Raw genomic sequence first — 16,487 nt, 5'->3', positions numbered from 1 at the left:
GGCTGCTGGGGGTGGAGTTGGTGTTGGGGGTGGTTCCGGTGCTGGGGGTGGAGTCACAACAGTTGGTGGCGGCGCGCTGCTTTGTGTTGTCTCTACAAATGCATCCGGATATGCAACCGCTGTTGGTGGTATGGGTGCGGAATTAGAAGATGTGTAGTTAGCGCTACTGACCGATATGGGTTGTGGTTGTACAAGTGGGTCAGGATGAACCAAAGGTGGTACATCTGGTGGAATATCAGGTGCGACGGTTGCGCTAACAGCAGTGGGATTAGCTGCACGTAGATTATAACCACACTGACCGCAAAAAGCTGCATCTGCCTGCACGGTTGCCCCACAACTGGGACAATTAGTAGTAGCTGGTAATGGGGTGTAGCAAGCTTCACACTGGACAGCACCGTCTGGGTTTGGGTGACTGCAATTAGGGCAGACGATCATGAGTTAAGCCTTTGTTGAAGTTCAATCGTAAAATAGTGCGCTTAAGCAGAGGGGCTACTCTCGCTCCGATTTTAACAAGTCTGTTTGAGGGCTGAAGTATGAAGTATTATGAAGTGTTAATAATTTTCATTCTTCATACTTCATCTTTCTCGCTTTATTCTGCAACCTTTTTTAGATCACTTCCTGCGGCTGCATCTAGCAACCACCAAAGTTCTCCTTGAGGTTGAATTAAGCGGGATGGGTAAGTTAATTCATCAGCTACTGGTGCAAAGACTTGAGCCAGAGCTGGTTTTTTATTCGCACCAGCTACAACAAACATAACGCAGCGGGCAGCATTAATGAATGGATATGTAAAAGTGATGCGAGGATTTCCGTCTTTGTTCCCTACCGTAATCAGCTTATCTGTGACTTTTAAAGCTTCGGTATGAGGAAACAAAGATGCAGTATGAGCATCATCTCCCATTCCCAATAAATTCACATCCAAAGCAGGAAACTCTCCGGGTGAAGAGTGAAAGAATTCTTGCAGATGTCTTTCGTACTGAACTGCTGCAACTGCAGGATCAGCTTCATCTGTGGGTATCGGGTGAATGTTACCTGCTGGGATGTCAACGCGATCTAACCAAACACGACGCGCCATCAGTTGATTGCTATCTGGATGGTTGGATGGAACGTAACGCTCATCTCCCCAAAATACGTGAATTTTGTCCCAAGGCAGTTTTTGGGTGGAGATTGCTTCGTACAACGGTTTAGGTGTGCTACCACCAGACAGGGCAATAGTAAATTGACCATGCTGTTTGATAGCAGTTTCAACTTTGGACAAGATCAATTCTAGCGCCCGCGCAATTAGCGCCCCTTGATCTGGAAGAACTTCAACTTTTTTGCTCATCGCTTTATCATCACACTAGCGACTTCCAGCAATACAATAGCGAAATTCTGACGATTTACCTTTTGACTTTTTGAAACTTTTAACAAATTCACGCTCTTGTCCCTCACTGTAGAGAGACGATCGCTTGGTGGCGGGATGAATGACTTAACCGTTCCTAACCCTGATAGAGTTTATTCCAATCTGGAATTGCTTGTTGTTGGGCACTTAACAATTGTTGAATTCCTTTTTCTGCAAAATCCAATAGATGATTGAGTTGAGTACGACTAAAACTACCCTCCTCAGCAGTTCCTTGGACTTCAATAATCCCTAAGTGCTGATTCATCACGACATTAAAATCTACATCAGCACTGACATCTTCAGTGTAGTTTAGATCCAAAAATGCCTCACCTTGCAACAATCCTACAGAAATTGCGGCGATTTGTCCAACAATGGGCGATCGCTCTATGACTCCCTGCTGCAACAATTTAGAAATTGCATGAGCTAACGCTACAAATCCACCTGTAATTGCTGTCGTCCTCGTTCCAGCGTCTGCTTGCAACACATCCGCATCGATAGTCAGCGTGCGTTCTCCCAGCACATCTAAATCCAGTGCTGCTCTCAAAGAACGCCCAATCAAACGTTGGATTTCTTGAGTTCGTCCAGACAACTTCATAAATTCTCGTTCTTGCCGTTGCGGCGTGGCTGTTGGTAACATTCGATATTCAGCAGTTAACCAACCCTTGCCAGTTCCTTCAAGAAACTTAGGGACTCCCTGTGTAACGCTGACACTACAAAGGACTTGAGTTTCACCACATTTTGTAAGAACCGCACCAGGCGCAAAGCGGGTAAAACCTTGCTGAAAGCTAATAGGACGTAGTTCGTAGGGTTGCCGACCGTCTGGACGCTGCCAAGCCATTGGGTTTGCCTCAAAATATGTATCTACAATACAGTCGGTTATGGTTTAAGTATTACGGTTTAAGTATTTTTAAAGAACAGCTTAAGCATTCAGTCACCGTCATGACCAATCAGTTATCAGTTATCAGTTATCAATTATCAATTATCAATTATCAATTATCAATTATCAATTTGATAATTGCTTATTGTTTCTTGTTCATTGATCATTGATTCTTGACAAATTCGTCACCACAACGAATGAAAAAACCATTATTCTTTATTCGGGGGTTGAGAGCAGATCGACTATATTTTGCTGCACCACTTCTGGTAACTGGTCTCCGTTGATAGTTAACAAACGGCGACGACGGTCGTAGTACTCTAAAATAGGAACAGTACGATCATAAAAGATTTCGACACGACGCTGTACAATTTCAGGTTGGTCATCGCTAAGAGAACGCCCCATTGAACGACTCACCATAACCGCTTGTGGGACTTGTAAGTAAATTGCCCAGTCTAAACTGTGCCCTAGATTGTCTAACAACAAATCCAGTTCTTCTGCTTGCTCTGCTGTACGGGGGTAACCCTCCAACACCCAACCGCTGTTAAAATCAGGTCTTTTTAGCTGAATTTGGATGGATTCAATGATCATTTCTTCCGGGATGAGTTCCCCTGTTTCCATGTATGCCTGTGGGAGATGATTGAGTAGAGGAAACAATCCACTCGCGGAGTGGCGCTGGTGCCCCAAGAGATCTCCAGCATCTTGTGGTGAGTGAAGTTCAGCCAGAGAGTTTTTTGGAGGAGAATTCTCTGGGGAAATCAGAGCGATCGCATCTCGTAAAATCTCATCACTCGAAATCAGAGGAAGATTAAAGTGTCTGCAAAGTCCTTGTGCTTGAGTGCTTTTCCCTGAGCCTGAACCTCCTAAAATCACCAATTTCACAACTATTCACTCCTAATTTTGTCAAATTCACTTGTCAAATTCACAATTTTATTCGTCTGTTTTGCCAAAGCTGACAACAAACTTTAGCTCCACAAAACTGCTTCACAAAGTTATAAGTCCTTAGGTACTTGCCTTGAAATCAAATCCCTGATGTATATTACGTTAACGACTGGTGACTAAGGAGCTAAATTTAGCGACTGGGATTTGATTTATACGGTTTCCCCTGAGTTGACGAATGACGACTCATCAAAAAGACTTAACATTAGACTTTCACAACCAACCATCCTCGCTGTTTTTCGTTGATTTGTCTTTTATGTAACACGTGTTTCTTTTTACAACTATTTTCCAACACAAAGCAATCATTTTGGTTTCCATAACTCTTGACTTCAATAGAAATGTAGTGTTTGACTAAGAATGCGACTTAGTAAATACATTACATATCGTCAAAAACAGCTAGATTACACATTCTAGTTTTGTTAAAACAACTCTAAGCAAAAGCTCATAATTTATTAGTATCATTTTAAACATTTTATATGGTTGTTCAATTAGAAACCCCTAGCCCAAATTCAACGCTCAATTTACCATACTCCGTTGAAGGCATAGTACAAGTTTTCACGAGTGCTCAGCGTACCTTTTTCACTAGCGTTATCGCTCAAGCACTGAGAATTGCTGGTCAAGGTACACCAGTGTTAATAGTACAGTTTCTCAAAGGTGGGATTCATCAAGGACAAGAAAATCCCATCCGACTGGGACAAAAATTAGATTGGATTCGCTGCGATTTGCCTCGTTGCATTGATACATCAGAGTTGAACGAAAGCGAAACGAAATCTTTACAAAAGTTGTGGCAACATACACAAAAGGTTGTCTGTGAAGATAAGTATTCTCTGGTTGTATTAGATGAACTAAGCTTAGCCATTCACTTTGGCTTAATTGCTGAAACAGAAGTTCTAGGATTTCTGGCAAAACGGCCTTCTCATGTCGATATCATCTTTACAGGAGTAGAAATGCCTAAATCTATTTTAGAGATAGCAGATCAAATCACTGAAATCCGTCGCACTCGTCAACCGTAAGTGATTTTGGAGAATTTGGAGATGTCAAGTTCACGCTATTCTAGTTATTTGGTTTGAATTAGTAGCAAAATAGTGATTAAAAACGACATTTGGATTACTGAAAAAGCTCACAAGGGAATGATTTCGCCTTTTGAGGCAAAACTGATTCGAGAAATCAAAATCAGTGAAGATAAATCATTGCAACGTGTCATTAGCTATGGTTTGTCGTCTTATGGGTATGATATTAGACTTTCTCCAGTTGAGTTTCGGATTTTCCGCCATATTCCCGGAACTGTTGTTGATCCCAAAAACTTTAATCCTCACAATCTAGAAGCAACTCCATTGCATACAGATGTCAGCGGTAGTTACTTCATACTTCCCGCACACTCATATGGTTTAGGAGTTGCTTTAGAGAAATTAGAGGTTCCAGACAACATTTCAGTGATTTGTATTGGTAAAAGCACTTATGCAAGATGTGGTATAATAGCAAATCTAACTCCTGCTGAGGCTGCATGGCGTGGTCATCTGACCTTAGAGTTTTCAAATTCTTCCAGCGCTGACTGTCGTATTTACGCCAATGAAGGTGTAGTACAGTTACTCTTTTTAGAAGGTGAACCTTGCGCTACCAGTTACGAAGCTCGTCAGGGTAAATATCAAGATCAGCCAGAAAAGGTTACTCTGGCTAGAGTTTAATTTTTAGTTATGACTGATTAAAAATCATCTCGCCTATAAACCTAACGCACCCTACTGCTGATGCGTGTAGGTTTATCTTGCTCATAACTTAACTCTTGTTCCATTGACAAAGCAAGTTCTGCTTTTTGCAACTCCGTCCCCAAGTACATAGCGTGTTCAACTTGCAAACCTGGACAATCTGCTGCTATTTGCTGGTAAAGCTGTTTTGCAGACTTGCTTGAATAGCAATTCACAACTTCTCCAGAGTTAGGAGTCATGTGTTCGACAAGAATTTTGTTATCCTGTACAGTAATGACAAAACTGCCTGCGGGGTCGCTATAATCTCTTTGAGAGCAGATTTTTGGATAATAGGTTTTTATAACTTTGTCTGCGTTTTCAAAACAGTCATCATATATATGGGCACTTTGACTAATAGTAATTAGCGGTCCTAATTTTATATCATATCCAGCAATTTTGTTAATTTCTTTTCTAACATGCATTTGCAATGCTCTTAAACCCATAGCATTTGCACACCATGCAGAAAACATATCATTACTACGAAAAGTCGCAGTTATTGAGAGTTCATTATTAACGATTCTGACCCAAATATGATTTAGACAAGGCGGACTGTCATGAATATCATGACTAACATCCCATAAAGACATGACTACCCTTGCTGAATCAATATCAGTTACTAATTTATCAATACAAAGCTGAATTTGGTCTTTCTTAAAGTGGGAGCGCAAGCGTTGACCATATGTATATTTGACCCCTTCTTGTTTGGGTACATCATCTAAAATTTGAGAAATATACTCTTGAAGAAAACTACGGTCAATTGGTAAATAATTCGGTTCAGGAAAATAAAAATTTTCTGGTTCTGAGGTGACAATTGCCATCAAATCAATCAATTCTTGCCATTGTCCATCATAACCTGTTGGTCGAATGGTTCCCGTTGTCTTAATACGATGAATGATTTTCACCCAAGTTTCGGCAATGGTTTTTCCCTCAATTCTGTGTCCATAGCGTGGTCCTGGTAAAACAGTTGGCACTACAATGGACATGGGAAATTCTAAGGGTGAACTCCAAGGTTCCATCGCTTCTCTTTGAGCAAAAGACTTGACCAAAGTACAAGCTTCTGTAATTGATTTCGCTTCTTGAAACTCTATAGATTCTCGCAGTTTTTGTAGTACACTGGCTTCAATTTCAATATCTATATACCCAGGATAAGGTGAGCGAATGAGCCAACAACGCCGCCCAGTATCGCTCAATCCTTCTTCAAAACCATTGCGGAAAAAATCTAGCAAGCACTCAGACGCACCTGCGTTTTTATCTTCCTTTGTCGCGTTGAGGACAACTAAGTAGCGGACATGGGGATTAAAAAGTAAATTGCGAACCAACAAATTCAGTCCCCGTGTAGACGAGTAGAGTTGTCCAATAACTGCATACTCGTGAGGGTGCAAGTACTTTGTTAAAGTGCTTTTCACCGTCCACCCTGTAATCACTGCTGTCTGACCTTGACCATAAATCAGTTGGTTAGGCTTGTGCAGTGCTTTGTAATGATATTGAGTTGCTTTACCCGTTGCTGTCATGGTTGGTGAAAAGCTAAAAGCAAAAAAAAGCTTAAGTAGTTTAACATATCACCACACCTGATGCTAGAACAAATTGTTCTAAAAAGTTTAGCTACTTGGATTTTCTGCTCCAATACTATAAAACCTATCCATCAGATGGAGTATCTATGGGAACTGAATACGGTATGTTCTTTTGTGAGTAAAACAGAATAAAACTAGTCATTACAAGCAAAATGCCAAATAACATAGACCGTCAACGGGAGCATCAAGCCAACGAACGGACCTTTCTAGCTTGGCTACGGACTTCAATAGCATTGATTGGCTTTGGTTTTGCTATTGCTAGATTTGGTCTATTTATACGTCAGCTTAATTTTACACTGACTCAACAGCAACAGGAACCATCACCACATCCTTTTTTCACCTCAGAAAATTTGGGTATTTGTTTGGTAATCTTTGGTATTATGACTTTAGTTTTAGCAGTCTGGCGGTATAACCAAGTTTTTTGGCAAATTGAACAAGGAAACTATCAACCTAGTAGAGTGACAGTGTGGGTGATGACTGGAGCGGTAATTATTTTTGGAATTCTAAGTATTCCTTTACTCCTTTTACGAAACACGGTACCTCCTTCCTCATATCATCGGCTTCCAAATCAGCCATCTTCACGCAATTTTCGTTAATTGGTAAAAAGTATTTTATTGGATAGAAACGTCATGACTATCTAGGCAAACTGTAAACTGTAAAAAGTTCTTCTCAGCTCCGGATTTCTTGAGCACAAACAACTGGTATTTAGAAAAAAATTGAAAATTTAACCTTTAAGGAAAACAAATCAAAACTATGGCTTTAACTGCTTCAACAATGTTACCGCTAGGCACTCAGGCACCAGATTTTCATTTACCGGATGTGGTGTCTGGACATACAATTTCACTTTCTACTTTTACTGATAAAAAAGCATTACTTGTGATGTTTATTTGCCAGCATTGCCCCTTTGTGAAGTACGTGAAGGTAGAATTGGCTCAGTTGGGCAAAGATTATGTGAATCATGGTTTAGGAATTGTTGCCATCAGCGCCAATGATGCTAAGAATTATCCAGATGATGCTCCTGAGTTTTTAAAAGCAATGGCGATAGAACTTAATTTTAAGTTTCCTTTTTGCTATGATGAAAGCCAAGAAATTGCAAAAGCTTACACAGCAGCTTGTACACCAGATTTCTTTCTCTTTGATGCCAAACGTCAACTCGTTTATCGAGGACAATTGGATGATAGCCGCCCCAGTAATGGTAAACCTGTAACAGGTGCAGATTTACGCGCAGCTATTGATGCAGTCTTGGCGGGTGAACGAGTTGCAGGTGATCAACAGCCAAGTATTGGTTGCAATATTAAGTGGAAACCGGGTAACGAACCAAATTATTTGACCTGAACATCAGCATCTACCGCCTGACAGAACAAAAATCCTCCCTTGCAAAAGAGAAATCAACGCAAAGGAGGATTTTAAGGATTTACGTTTAATGTTTTACTTCTAAACTAAGGATGTAAGATCCGAGTTGAATTTTTCCTGCCCATAACTCGTACTCCACTCGTAGATGTTTTGGTAAGGGGTGTCTGTCGAGTGTTAGGCTGCGGGTGAAATTGCGTAAGCGAATCGGCTCGTTAGGTTGTAATGATTCTGTCGGTAACCAATACCGAGTAATACCGTAAACTCCTTGTTCCCAAAAGTGACGGTAACTCAACTGACCGTTACCTTGCATGGTCATAATCACTCTATATGGCGAAATCTCCAGCCATAATACTCGCGGACCATTGGGGACTTGAGTGCTTTTTTGTTCTTGAGAAAGTGTATTCTCTGTAAACAGTGAGTCTTCTGGTGTTTCAGCGTCTTTGACAGGCGGTGCTGATAAAAGTAGGTGGAATCGATCGCGGTCTTTTTGGTAGAGTGTCGCGGCGGTTTCGACAACAGACCAAACTGGTAGATCTGTGGAAATAAGTGATAGACACACGGGCTTGCGATGGTGAGTAAGCATGGGAGCGATAAGGGCAAAAAGCCAATCAATGTGAAATGAGTAACAACAAAAAATTGATGAGTATTTAGTAGAGCTGGTGGGACAAAGAAAGCGATAGGATACTAGCGCAGTCAACGTCAGTTTATCCTAATGTCAGCTTCTGTCATAACCGTAGAAAATAGAGAAGACGCTTCTCAAAACTTAATTATTCAGCGACCAGCTTCTTTATCTTTACAAGGTCGCATCCGTGTACCGGGTGACAAATCTATCTCCCATAGAGCCTTGATGCTGGGTGCTATTGCTGAAGGTGAAACCCAAATTGAAGGTTTACTTTTGGGAGAAGATCCCCGTAGCACAGCAAGCTGTTTCCAGGCTATGGGAGCAGAAATTTCTGATTTGAATACGGAATTGGTGAGGGTTAAAGGCATCGGTTTAGGAAATTTACAAGAACCAGTTGATGTCTTAAACGCTGGTAACTCTGGAACAACGATACGCCTGATGCTGGGACTTTTGGCATCTCATGCAGGGCGCTTTTTTACTGTGACGGGTGATAGTTCTTTACGATCGCGTCCCATGTCTCGTGTTGTTAAACCATTACTACAAATGGGGGCAGACATTTGGGGACGAAAAGGCAATACACTCGCACCTCTGGCAGTTCAAGGAAAGTCCCTCAAACCCATTCATTACAATTCCCCCATAGCTTCTGCTCAAGTGAAGTCCTGTCTTCTCCTTGCAGGTTTGACGACAGAGGGAAAAACAATTGTCACAGAACCATCACTTTCACGAGATCATAGCGAACGGATGCTACGGGCATTTGGGGCAGATTTAGTTACTGACCCTGAAACTAATAGCGTCACAATCACTGGACCAACTCAGCTTTACGGGCAAACAGTGATTGTTCCAGGGGATATAAGTTCAGCCGCTTTTTGGTTAGTGGCTGGGGTCATTGTACCAGATTCTGAACTGGTTGTTGAAAATGTTGGAGTCAATCCTACCCGCACAGGAATTTTAGAAGCTCTGGCGATGATGGGAGCGGATATCCAACAGGAAAATCAGCGGGAGGTTGCTGGAGAACCAGTTGCTGATTTGCGAGTGCGTTCCAGTCGTTTGAAAAGTTGCACTATAGCAGGTGATATTATCCCCAGGTTGATTGATGAAATTCCAATTTTGGCCGTGGCGGCGATTTTTGCTTCAGGAACCACAATCATTCGCGACGCTGCTGAGTTAAGGGTGAAAGAGAGCGATCGCATTGCTGTGACAGCACAGCAACTCAATAAAATGGGAGCACAAGTCACAGAATTACCGGATGGTATGGAAATCACTGGCGGTACTTCCTTAACGGGGACTGATGTTGATAGCCATACTGATCACCGGATTGCAATGAGTTTGGCGATCGCATCTCTTACAGCTTCTGGTCAAACGACCATCCATCGTGCAGAAGCCGCTGCAGTCTCTTACCCAACATTTGTGACCACACTGCAACAAGTGTGTGGCGATCGCTAAACAAAGTCTTTTCTCGCTTGCAATTCTCGTAAAAGCCTGCCTAGGCAGGCTTTATTGGCGTAAATAACTGCTTCAGCAGTGTTAAATTATTCCTCAACTACATACAATATCAGTTTTCTGAGTCAATTTGACATATAACTTTATATATTTTTTTATGTCATCATTTTTATTTCGTCGTGCGACCTGTTGGGATTTAAACTTGATCACGAAATTATGTATACACAGCTGCAATGTCAAAGAGGAAGGGCTGGGTTATCCGCGAATTGAGCAGAGTGCGGAACTGATAGCCGAATTGGAGTTATACAACAATACGTTGGAGAATTGCTTGTACATGATCATGACAGAAGACGGTGAGCCAATTGGTACGACTGGGTTTTTATTTGAGCCAGGCTCAAGCTGTGCTTATTTAATTGGTCCAATACTTGAAGGTTCTTGGCGTACACCAGAAGCGATGCGAGATGCTTTACCCGGCTGCAAGTGGGAGGATGAGAACCCCTACCTTTTAAGGAGGGGCGGGGGTCTAACACGTAAAAAATTTAGCCAGCTCTGTTTCCGGTTTCACTGTGTTGCCAACGAGTTATTAATGTTAGAGGGCTGGCTAAATTTTTAGGGGACAATGCGTCGGATGAAATCCGACGATGGCGGGATTCATCCCTTTGTTTCTTTTGTCTTTATCACCTACAAATACGCTATAATTTTGTAGGAGGTGATGAATAGTGCTAACTTTTACTTACGAATACCGTACCAATCCCACGAAAGAACAAATCCGAATCATTGAGCATACCTTAAACGTGTGTCGCAAGGTTTGGAATTTTGCTCTAAATGAACGTAAGAGTTGGATCAACTCTCGTAAGTGTCAAGTTAACGCTTGTTCATTGCACTCTGAATACATCGTCCCAGCGGACGAGCCTTACCCGAACTACAATGTTCAGGCAAAGGCTTTAACACTGGCAAAAGAAGAATATCCAGAGCTAAAAACAGTTAATGCTCAAGTACTTCAGCAAGTTTTGAGAAAACTTGAAACCGCATTCATTGATATGAAGCGCAAGGGAATGGGCTTCCCTCGCTTCAAGAATCGTTATAGAATGCGGTCTTTTGTTTATCCTCAGCTAGGTAAAACTCAATTCATTCAGGGTAGTCAAATTAAGCTGCCACAAATAGGATCGTTGAAATTTGTCAAGTCTCGTGAAATTCCTGATGGTTTTGTTGTCAAACAAGCCAGGATAGTTCGCAAGGCTTCTGGGTACTTCATGATGCTGACACTGGAGTGCAACGTTAACGTACCTTCGCCTCTGCCAACCGGACATCCGGTCGGAATAGACTTAGGTCTGGATAAATTTGCCGCAACTTCTGATGGTGGTTTAATTGAACGTCCTCGCTTTTTGAAAACCTTGCACCGCAAGCTTAAATTGCTGCAACGCAAGTTAAAGAATAAGCACAAAGGATCTAATAATCGGCACCGATTGAATCAAAGAGTTGCAAGATTGCATCAGCGTATTTCTGATACACGTAAAGACTGGCATTTCAAATTAGCTCATAAACTTTGCAACGACGCTGGAATGATGTTCGTCGAGGATATTGATTTCAGAGTGTGGGCAAAAGGAATGCTGGGCAAGCACACGCTGGATGCAAGCTTTGGGCAGTTTATTGAGATCTTAAAATGGGTGTCTTGGAAGCGCGGTGTATTCTTTGAGAAAGTGAACAAAGATTATACTTCTCAAGTTTGCCCACAGTGTAACGCTCACACTGGCAGAAAAGAACTTCAGGACAGGATTCACTCCTGTCCTGAATGCGGCTACACGACACATCGTGATGTGGCAGCTGCACAAGTGATCCGCAATAGGGGGATCTCTGGGCTGGGACGCAACCTGGATGAAAATGCCTGTGGAGACGGTCTGACGGGAACCGGTAACGGTTTAGTTAAGAGTCAAAAAAGCAGGAAGAAAGGTGGAGAGGCATCTCTTAAGAGTGCCTCATAACATCTTTTGAGAATCCTCGCGCATTTATGCCGAGGAGCACGTCAAGTTCTTGAAGATGCTTGTGTTGTCGGTGTTAACTCGATGTTTTTGAGTATGAACCCCGATAATGAAACCGCTCATCAGTTTTATCGACAACATGGTTTTTTTGATAACCTCAGAGCAACCATCTTAAAACAGGTTCATAATTGCACAAAGAGCGCTACAGACAAAGTGTAACTTGAATTTGAATTTCAAAAATTGATATTAGGATTGATAAACGTGACAAAGGTAACAATAAAATAGAATTTATGAAGTCCGGTATTTTTACAAGAATTTTCCAACGCAGTTGGGTTTTGGGTTTACTGGGTCTATTGGTAGTGCTAGCACTTAATGGCTGTAATCCTAGTCAGTTTAAAACCACAGCGGCTCAAGTACCCCAGTTGGTTGTCGGGACTATAACCGATCCTAAAACTTTTAATTACGCCCTGATTCAAGAGTCTCCTAATATTGCTGGTTTTATTTACGAGGGATTAGCTGTACAAAACGGTATCACTGAGAAAATTGAGCCAGCTTTAGCCGAGTCTTGGGAAATTTCCGAGGACAAGCTGCGGTATGTCTTTACTTTGCGAGAGGGGTTGAAATGGTCGGATGGAGAACCGTTGACAGTCGATGATGTCGTGTTCTCCTTCAATGATGTCTACATGAACAAGCGGATTCCCACTAATAACCAAGATGGTCTTCTCATAGGTGAAAGTAAAGCTTTTCCTAAAGTCCGCAAACTCGATAACCGCCGAGTGGAATTTACTTTACCCGAACTGTTTTCCCCTTTTTTGCGAACCGTAGGAGCAGGGTTAGGTATTCTACCAGAACACGCCTTGCGTCAAGCAGTAGAAACAAATCGCTCTGACGGACAGCCTGAGTTTTTATCCACTTGGGGAACAGACACAGACCCCAAGAAAATTGTTGTGAATGGTCCTTATACAATAGAGAGCTACTCACCGAGTGAACGCTTGATATTTCGGCGCAACCCTTACTACTGGCGGAAAGATGCACAAGGTCACCCACAGCCTTACATTGAAAAAATTGTCTGGCAAATCGTGGAATCGCCTGAAACACTCTTGATCCAGTTTCGCTCTGGCGGGTTAGATTTGCAAGAAATTGGTCCTGCAAGCTTTCAACTGCTTAAGCGCGAAGAAAAGCGGGGAAACTTTACTATCCAGAATGGGGGACCTGACTCTGGAACAAATTTTATTTGCTTTAATCTCAACAAAGGTCGTCGGAACGGTAAACCTCTTGTCGATCCGATTAAGTCTCGCTGGTTTAATAATGTTGCTTTTAGACAGGCGATCGCCTACGGTATTGACCGCCAAGCGATGATCAACAATACCCTGCGGGGATTGGGTGAACCGCAAAACTCACCGATTTCTGTTCAAAGCCCTTACTATCTTTCTCCCAAAGAAGGTCTTAAAACCTATGACTACAATCCCGAAAAAGCCAAACAACTTTTACTAGGAGCAGGATTTAAATACGATAATAAAGGTCAGCTGCTGGATGCAGATGGAAATCGAGTGCGCTTCACAATGGATGCGTCTAGTGGTGGTAGACCCACAATCACACCTAAAATTAAACAAGACTTAGGTAAACTGGGCATTAGAGTTGATTTACGGTATCTTGACTTCGGTACACTCGTGGAAAAACGCTCCAACACTCTCGATTGGGAATCTTATTACGGAGCGATTACCGGCGGTATAGAACCAGCCAGCGGTTATAATGTTTGGTCTGTAGATGGTAGCTTCCACGTCTTCAATCAAAAACCCCAAAAAGGAAAAACCCCCATAGAGGGATGGGAATATGCTGATTGGGAAAAGAAAATAGATGACCTCTACGTTCAGGGAGTAAAAGAATTTGACGAAGCGAAGCGCAAAGCTATATATGCAGAAACGCAACGTCTTGCTCAAGAATATCTACCTTTTATTCACCTGTTCAATACGTTGGGTTTGGTGGCGGTGCGTAATACTGTTCAAGGTGTGAAATACGCTCCAGTTTACTCTTCTCCTGATAGCTACATCTGGAACATATACGAAGTGAAAGTAGCAGATAAGTAGGAAGACATAATTAAACGTAAAATGCGCTGCGTCAGAAACCCGGTTTCTTTAAGAAACCGGGTTTCTTAAGTGTTAAGTTTATTTTGGTGGACTTACTTAAAAAGTCGTATCATTGAGTGATTAAGATATTAAATATGAACACTAGCATTTTTAAACCACTTTTCCAACGCAGTTGGATTTTCGCTTTACTGGGTCTATTGGTAGTACTAGCCCTTAATGGTTGTAATCCCAGTCAGTTTAAAAGCGAAGCTGCACAAGTTTCCCAAATTGTTGCTCGTACTGGCTCAGATCCTAAAACATACAATTATGCCTTAATACAGGAATTTCCAAATATTGCTCCCTTTATAAATGAAGGATTAATTTCTGAAGATAAATCTGGAAAAATCGAGCCAGCATTAGCTGAATCATGGACAATTTCTAATGACAAACTGCGGATTGTTTTTACCCTTAAAGAAGGGTTGAAATGGTCTGATGGTCATCCTTTAACAGTAGATGATATTGTCTTTTCTTACAATGACGTTTACTTTAACCCAAAGATTCCCGCTTATCCCCAAGATAGTCTTAAAATAGGAGCAAAAGGTCTTTTTCCCAAAGTGCAAAAACTTGATGAACGTCGAGTGGAATTTATCACACCAGAACCTTTTGCACCTTTCCTACGCAGTACTGGAGCGGCAATTTTACCCAAACACAAACTAGCTGAATCGGTAAAAACCAACGACTCATCAGGTAAGCCAAAGTTTCTGTCTACATGGGGTATGGACACAAATCCAAAAGAAATTATTTCTAACGGTCCTTATGTTATCGAAAGTTACTCTCCTAATGAGCGTGTTGTATTTCGGCGCAATCCCTATTATTGGCGCAAAGATGAAAAGGGAAATCAATTACCTTACATTGAACGCGTTTTTTGGCAAATTGTGGATTCCACTGACACGGCTATTATTCAATTTCGCTCCGGAGGGTTAGATACAATTACTGTGGGACCAGGAACCTTTGCTTTGTTAAAACGAGAAGAAAAGCGAGGTCATTTTAGTATCTACAATGGTGGTTCTGACTCTAGCAGTCTGTTTGTTAGTTTCAATCTCAACAAAGGTAAAAGAAATGGGAAACCACTGGTATCTCCTATAAAATCCCGTTGGTTCAACACAGTTGCTTTTAGGCAAGCAGTAGCATATGCTATTGACCGTCCATCAATGATTAATAATACATTACGAGGAATTGGAGAAATGCAAAATTCTCCAATTTCTGTACAAAGCCCTTACTATCTTTCTCCCAAAGAGGGTTTGAAAGTTTATGACTACAATCCTCAAAAAGCTAAACAATTACTGTTAGGAGGAGGGTTTAAGTACAACAACAACCAACTGCTTGATACTGACGGTAATCGTGTCCGCTTCACAATGCTGTCTCAAACTGGTAGTAAGCTTATTGAAGCAATGGGAGCGCAGATTAAACAAGACTTAGCCAAAATTGGCATTCAAGTTGACTACCAACCAATTGACTTTGGTACTCTTGGCGAAAAACTTTCTAACAGCCTTGATTGGGAATGTTACCTGGGAGGTATTACAGGAGGAATTGAACCTCATAACGGTTTTAATGTTTGGTCACCTGATGGTTCCTTCCATCCTTTCAATCAAAAACCACTACCCGGACAAACCCCAATTACTGATCGCGAAGTTTCTGATTGGGAAGCAAAAATTGGTCGTCTTTATGTGCAAGGTGCGCGGGAATTAGACGAAGCAAAACGCAAAGCTATTTATGGTGAAACTCAACAAATTTCTCAAGAATATTTGCCTTTCATTTACCTAGCAAGTTCCTTGGATATGGCTGCGGTGCGCGATCGCATTCAAAATGTCGATATCTCTAGTTTGTACTATGAAAACGTGTTGTGGAATATCGCCAAGCTTAAAGCTGTGGAAAAATGAACTACTAAAAAAGTTGTCGCCCAACTTCGATGAGTGGCGATCGCGCTTTGCAAAGTCAGGTAAGGAAGGGAAGCGATCGCATTAACAAAGTGCGATCGCTCTTCATGACTTTTTGTGAAATAAGATTCGGATGGACAATAGCTGGATGTAAAACATCGTCATCAAATACAGCCGTGACTTTTTTGTTCATCCTTCCAAATTTCTCAACCAAATCCTTAAATCCTCCATCTCTGAGAAATCTAACAGCGCCTCACTCAACTCTTCCAATTGAGCCACTTCTAATCCCCGAACTTGCGCCTCAACCTCCGGTTCAAGTTCCCCAACCTTACGCTTGAGTAACCGCATCACGATAGAGACTTCTCCCTCTCGTTTCCCTTGCTCAATTCCCGTGCGCATCCAACTGGTAACAATCTGCATAACCTGCTCCCGTTCCTCTGGTGAAATCCTACCAAGTTCCGCCTGAAATACCTGCTCCTCTGACTCCGTAAGGTTGAGATACGTATCAACAAAACCTGAAATCAACTGCATCCTCGCTGGATCTAACTGCAATGTCACTATTGACACTCCCCTGGCTACGTGAATA

The 16,487-nt window shown here is 41.9% G+C and carries 17 protein-coding genes; 9 read left to right on the top strand and 8 right to left on the bottom strand.

Going from position 1 to position 16,487, the window contains the following annotated elements; all coding sequences use genetic code 11:
• From DP117_RS27955 to DP117_RS27940, 4 genes are all read right to left on the bottom strand, one after another.
• The coding region (locus DP117_RS27955; RefSeq protein ID WP_169221470.1) for a zinc ribbon domain-containing protein at window positions 1-435 on the bottom strand (435 nt) is incomplete at its 3' end.
• Between the two features lie 154 nt (window positions 436-589).
• The gene (gene pgl, locus DP117_RS27950; protein WP_169221469.1) at window positions 590-1,321 is read right to left on the bottom strand and encodes a 6-phosphogluconolactonase; all 732 of its coding nucleotides are present in this window, start codon (window positions 1,319-1,321) and stop codon (window positions 590-592) included.
• Window positions 1,322-1,475: 154 nt separating this feature from the next.
• Window positions 1,476-2,216: a ribonuclease PH gene (gene rph, locus DP117_RS27945; protein ID WP_169221468.1), complete on the bottom strand. Its 741-nt coding sequence runs from the start codon at window positions 2,214-2,216 to the stop codon at window positions 1,476-1,478.
• A gap of 255 nt (window positions 2,217-2,471) precedes the next feature.
• Window positions 2,472-3,134 (bottom strand): nucleoside monophosphate kinase, encoded by a 663-nt coding sequence (locus tag DP117_RS27940; protein WP_169221467.1) that lies wholly within the window; start codon window positions 3,132-3,134, stop codon window positions 2,472-2,474.
• Between the two features lie 533 nt (window positions 3,135-3,667).
• Between DP117_RS27940 and DP117_RS27935 the strand changes: the two genes are divergently transcribed.
• Together DP117_RS27935 and dcd are read left to right on the top strand one after the other, a co-directional pair.
• A complete protein-coding gene (locus DP117_RS27935; protein WP_169221466.1) occupies window positions 3,668-4,204 on the top strand; it encodes a P-loop NTPase family protein in 537 nt (178 codons plus the stop codon).
• A 72-nt stretch (window positions 4,205-4,276) separates the two neighbouring features.
• Entirely contained in the window at window positions 4,277-4,876 is a 600-nt protein-coding gene (gene dcd / locus DP117_RS27930) for a dCTP deaminase (RefSeq protein WP_169221465.1), read from the top strand.
• Window positions 4,877-4,917: 41 nt separating this feature from the next.
• Here the strand turns inward: dcd and DP117_RS27925 are convergent, their stop codons facing one another.
• Entirely contained in the window at window positions 4,918-6,444 is a 1,527-nt protein-coding gene (locus DP117_RS27925) for a thymidylate synthase (protein WP_169221464.1), read from the bottom strand.
• A 212-nt stretch (window positions 6,445-6,656) separates the two neighbouring features.
• Here DP117_RS27925 and DP117_RS27920 point away from each other — a divergent pair, with 212 nt between their 5' ends.
• Together DP117_RS27920 and DP117_RS27915 are read left to right on the top strand one after the other, a co-directional pair.
• Window positions 6,657-7,100, top strand: a complete 444-nt coding sequence (locus tag DP117_RS27920; protein ID WP_169221463.1) for a DUF202 domain-containing protein — start codon at window positions 6,657-6,659, stop codon at window positions 7,098-7,100.
• A 157-nt stretch (window positions 7,101-7,257) separates the two neighbouring features.
• Window positions 7,258-7,839, top strand: coding sequence for a thioredoxin family protein (locus DP117_RS27915; protein WP_169221462.1), 582 nt, complete (start codon window positions 7,258-7,260; stop codon window positions 7,837-7,839).
• A gap of 85 nt (window positions 7,840-7,924) precedes the next feature.
• On the opposite strand, the gene DP117_RS27910 is transcribed toward DP117_RS27915, so the two are convergent.
• Complete coding sequence (locus DP117_RS27910) at window positions 7,925-8,440, bottom strand: hypothetical protein (protein WP_169221461.1); 516 nt, start codon at window positions 8,438-8,440, stop codon at window positions 7,925-7,927.
• 129 nt (window positions 8,441-8,569) lie between these two features.
• On the opposite strand from DP117_RS27910, the gene aroA reads away from it, so the two are divergent.
• The 5 genes from aroA to DP117_RS27885 all read left to right on the top strand — a co-directional run bounded on the left by aroA (window position 8,570) and on the right by DP117_RS27885 (window position 15,904).
• Window positions 8,570-9,922, top strand: coding sequence for a 3-phosphoshikimate 1-carboxyvinyltransferase (gene aroA / locus DP117_RS27905; protein ID WP_169221460.1), 1,353 nt, complete (start codon window positions 8,570-8,572; stop codon window positions 9,920-9,922).
• A 154-nt stretch (window positions 9,923-10,076) separates the two neighbouring features.
• Entirely contained in the window at window positions 10,077-10,532 is a 456-nt protein-coding gene (locus DP117_RS27900; RefSeq protein WP_169221459.1) for a hypothetical protein, read from the top strand.
• A 106-nt stretch (window positions 10,533-10,638) separates the two neighbouring features.
• Window positions 10,639-11,901: an RNA-guided endonuclease TnpB family protein gene (locus DP117_RS27895; protein ID WP_169221458.1), complete on the top strand. Its 1,263-nt coding sequence runs from the start codon at window positions 10,639-10,641 to the stop codon at window positions 11,899-11,901.
• 287 nt (window positions 11,902-12,188) lie between these two features.
• Window positions 12,189-13,985, top strand: a complete 1,797-nt coding sequence (locus DP117_RS27890) for an ABC transporter substrate-binding protein (RefSeq protein WP_169221457.1) — start codon at window positions 12,189-12,191, stop codon at window positions 13,983-13,985.
• 134 nt (window positions 13,986-14,119) lie between these two features.
• Window positions 14,120-15,904, top strand: a complete 1,785-nt coding sequence (locus tag DP117_RS27885) for an ABC transporter substrate-binding protein (protein WP_169221456.1) — start codon at window positions 14,120-14,122, stop codon at window positions 15,902-15,904.
• A 55-nt stretch (window positions 15,905-15,959) separates the two neighbouring features.
• Here DP117_RS27885 and DP117_RS37075 read toward each other — a convergent pair whose 3' ends face one another.
• Together DP117_RS37075 and DP117_RS27880 are read right to left on the bottom strand one after the other, a co-directional pair.
• Entirely contained in the window at window positions 15,960-16,094 is a 135-nt protein-coding gene (locus DP117_RS37075; protein ID WP_282440329.1) for a hypothetical protein, read from the bottom strand.
• The coding region (locus DP117_RS27880) for a DUF4351 domain-containing protein (RefSeq protein ID WP_169221455.1) at window positions 16,091-16,487 on the bottom strand (397 nt) is incomplete at its 5' end. The genes DP117_RS37075 and DP117_RS27880, both read right to left, overlap by 4 nt.

Origin of the sequence: Brasilonema sp. UFV-L1 (assembly GCF_012912105.1) — a bacterium.
Classification (GTDB): domain Bacteria; phylum Cyanobacteriota; class Cyanobacteriia; order Cyanobacteriales; family Nostocaceae; genus Brasilonema.
This window is presented reverse-complemented; position numbering and strand designations above follow the sequence as displayed.

What these genes read in the sequence shown, in the direction of transcription:
- pgl (WP_169221469.1), bottom strand. Translation starts at nt 1,321, where the DNA reads ATGAGCAAAAAAGTTGAAGTTCTTCCAGATCAAGGGGCGCTAATTGCG.
- rph (WP_169221468.1), bottom strand. Translation starts at nt 2,216, where the DNA reads ATGGCTTGGCAGCGTCCAGACGGTCGGCAACCCTACGAACTACGTCCT.
- DP117_RS27935 (WP_169221466.1), top strand. Translation starts at nt 3,668, where the DNA reads ATGGTTGTTCAATTAGAAACCCCTAGCCCAAATTCAACGCTCAATTTA.
- DP117_RS27925 (WP_169221464.1), bottom strand. Translation starts at nt 6,444, where the DNA reads ATGACAGCAACGGGTAAAGCAACTCAATATCATTACAAAGCACTGCAC.
- DP117_RS27920 (WP_169221463.1), top strand. Translation starts at nt 6,657, where the DNA reads ATGCCAAATAACATAGACCGTCAACGGGAGCATCAAGCCAACGAACGG.
- DP117_RS27915 (WP_169221462.1), top strand. Translation starts at nt 7,258, where the DNA reads ATGGCTTTAACTGCTTCAACAATGTTACCGCTAGGCACTCAGGCACCA.
- DP117_RS27910 (WP_169221461.1), bottom strand. Translation starts at nt 8,440, where the DNA reads ATGCTTACTCACCATCGCAAGCCCGTGTGTCTATCACTTATTTCCACA.
- aroA (WP_169221460.1), top strand. Translation starts at nt 8,570, where the DNA reads ATGTCAGCTTCTGTCATAACCGTAGAAAATAGAGAAGACGCTTCTCAA.
- DP117_RS27900 (WP_169221459.1), top strand. Translation starts at nt 10,077, where the DNA reads ATGTCATCATTTTTATTTCGTCGTGCGACCTGTTGGGATTTAAACTTG.
- DP117_RS27890 (WP_169221457.1), top strand. Translation starts at nt 12,189, where the DNA reads ATGAAGTCCGGTATTTTTACAAGAATTTTCCAACGCAGTTGGGTTTTG.
- DP117_RS27885 (WP_169221456.1), top strand. Translation starts at nt 14,120, where the DNA reads ATGAACACTAGCATTTTTAAACCACTTTTCCAACGCAGTTGGATTTTC.
- DP117_RS37075 (WP_282440329.1), bottom strand. Translation starts at nt 16,094, where the DNA reads ATGAACAAAAAAGTCACGGCTGTATTTGATGACGATGTTTTACATCCA.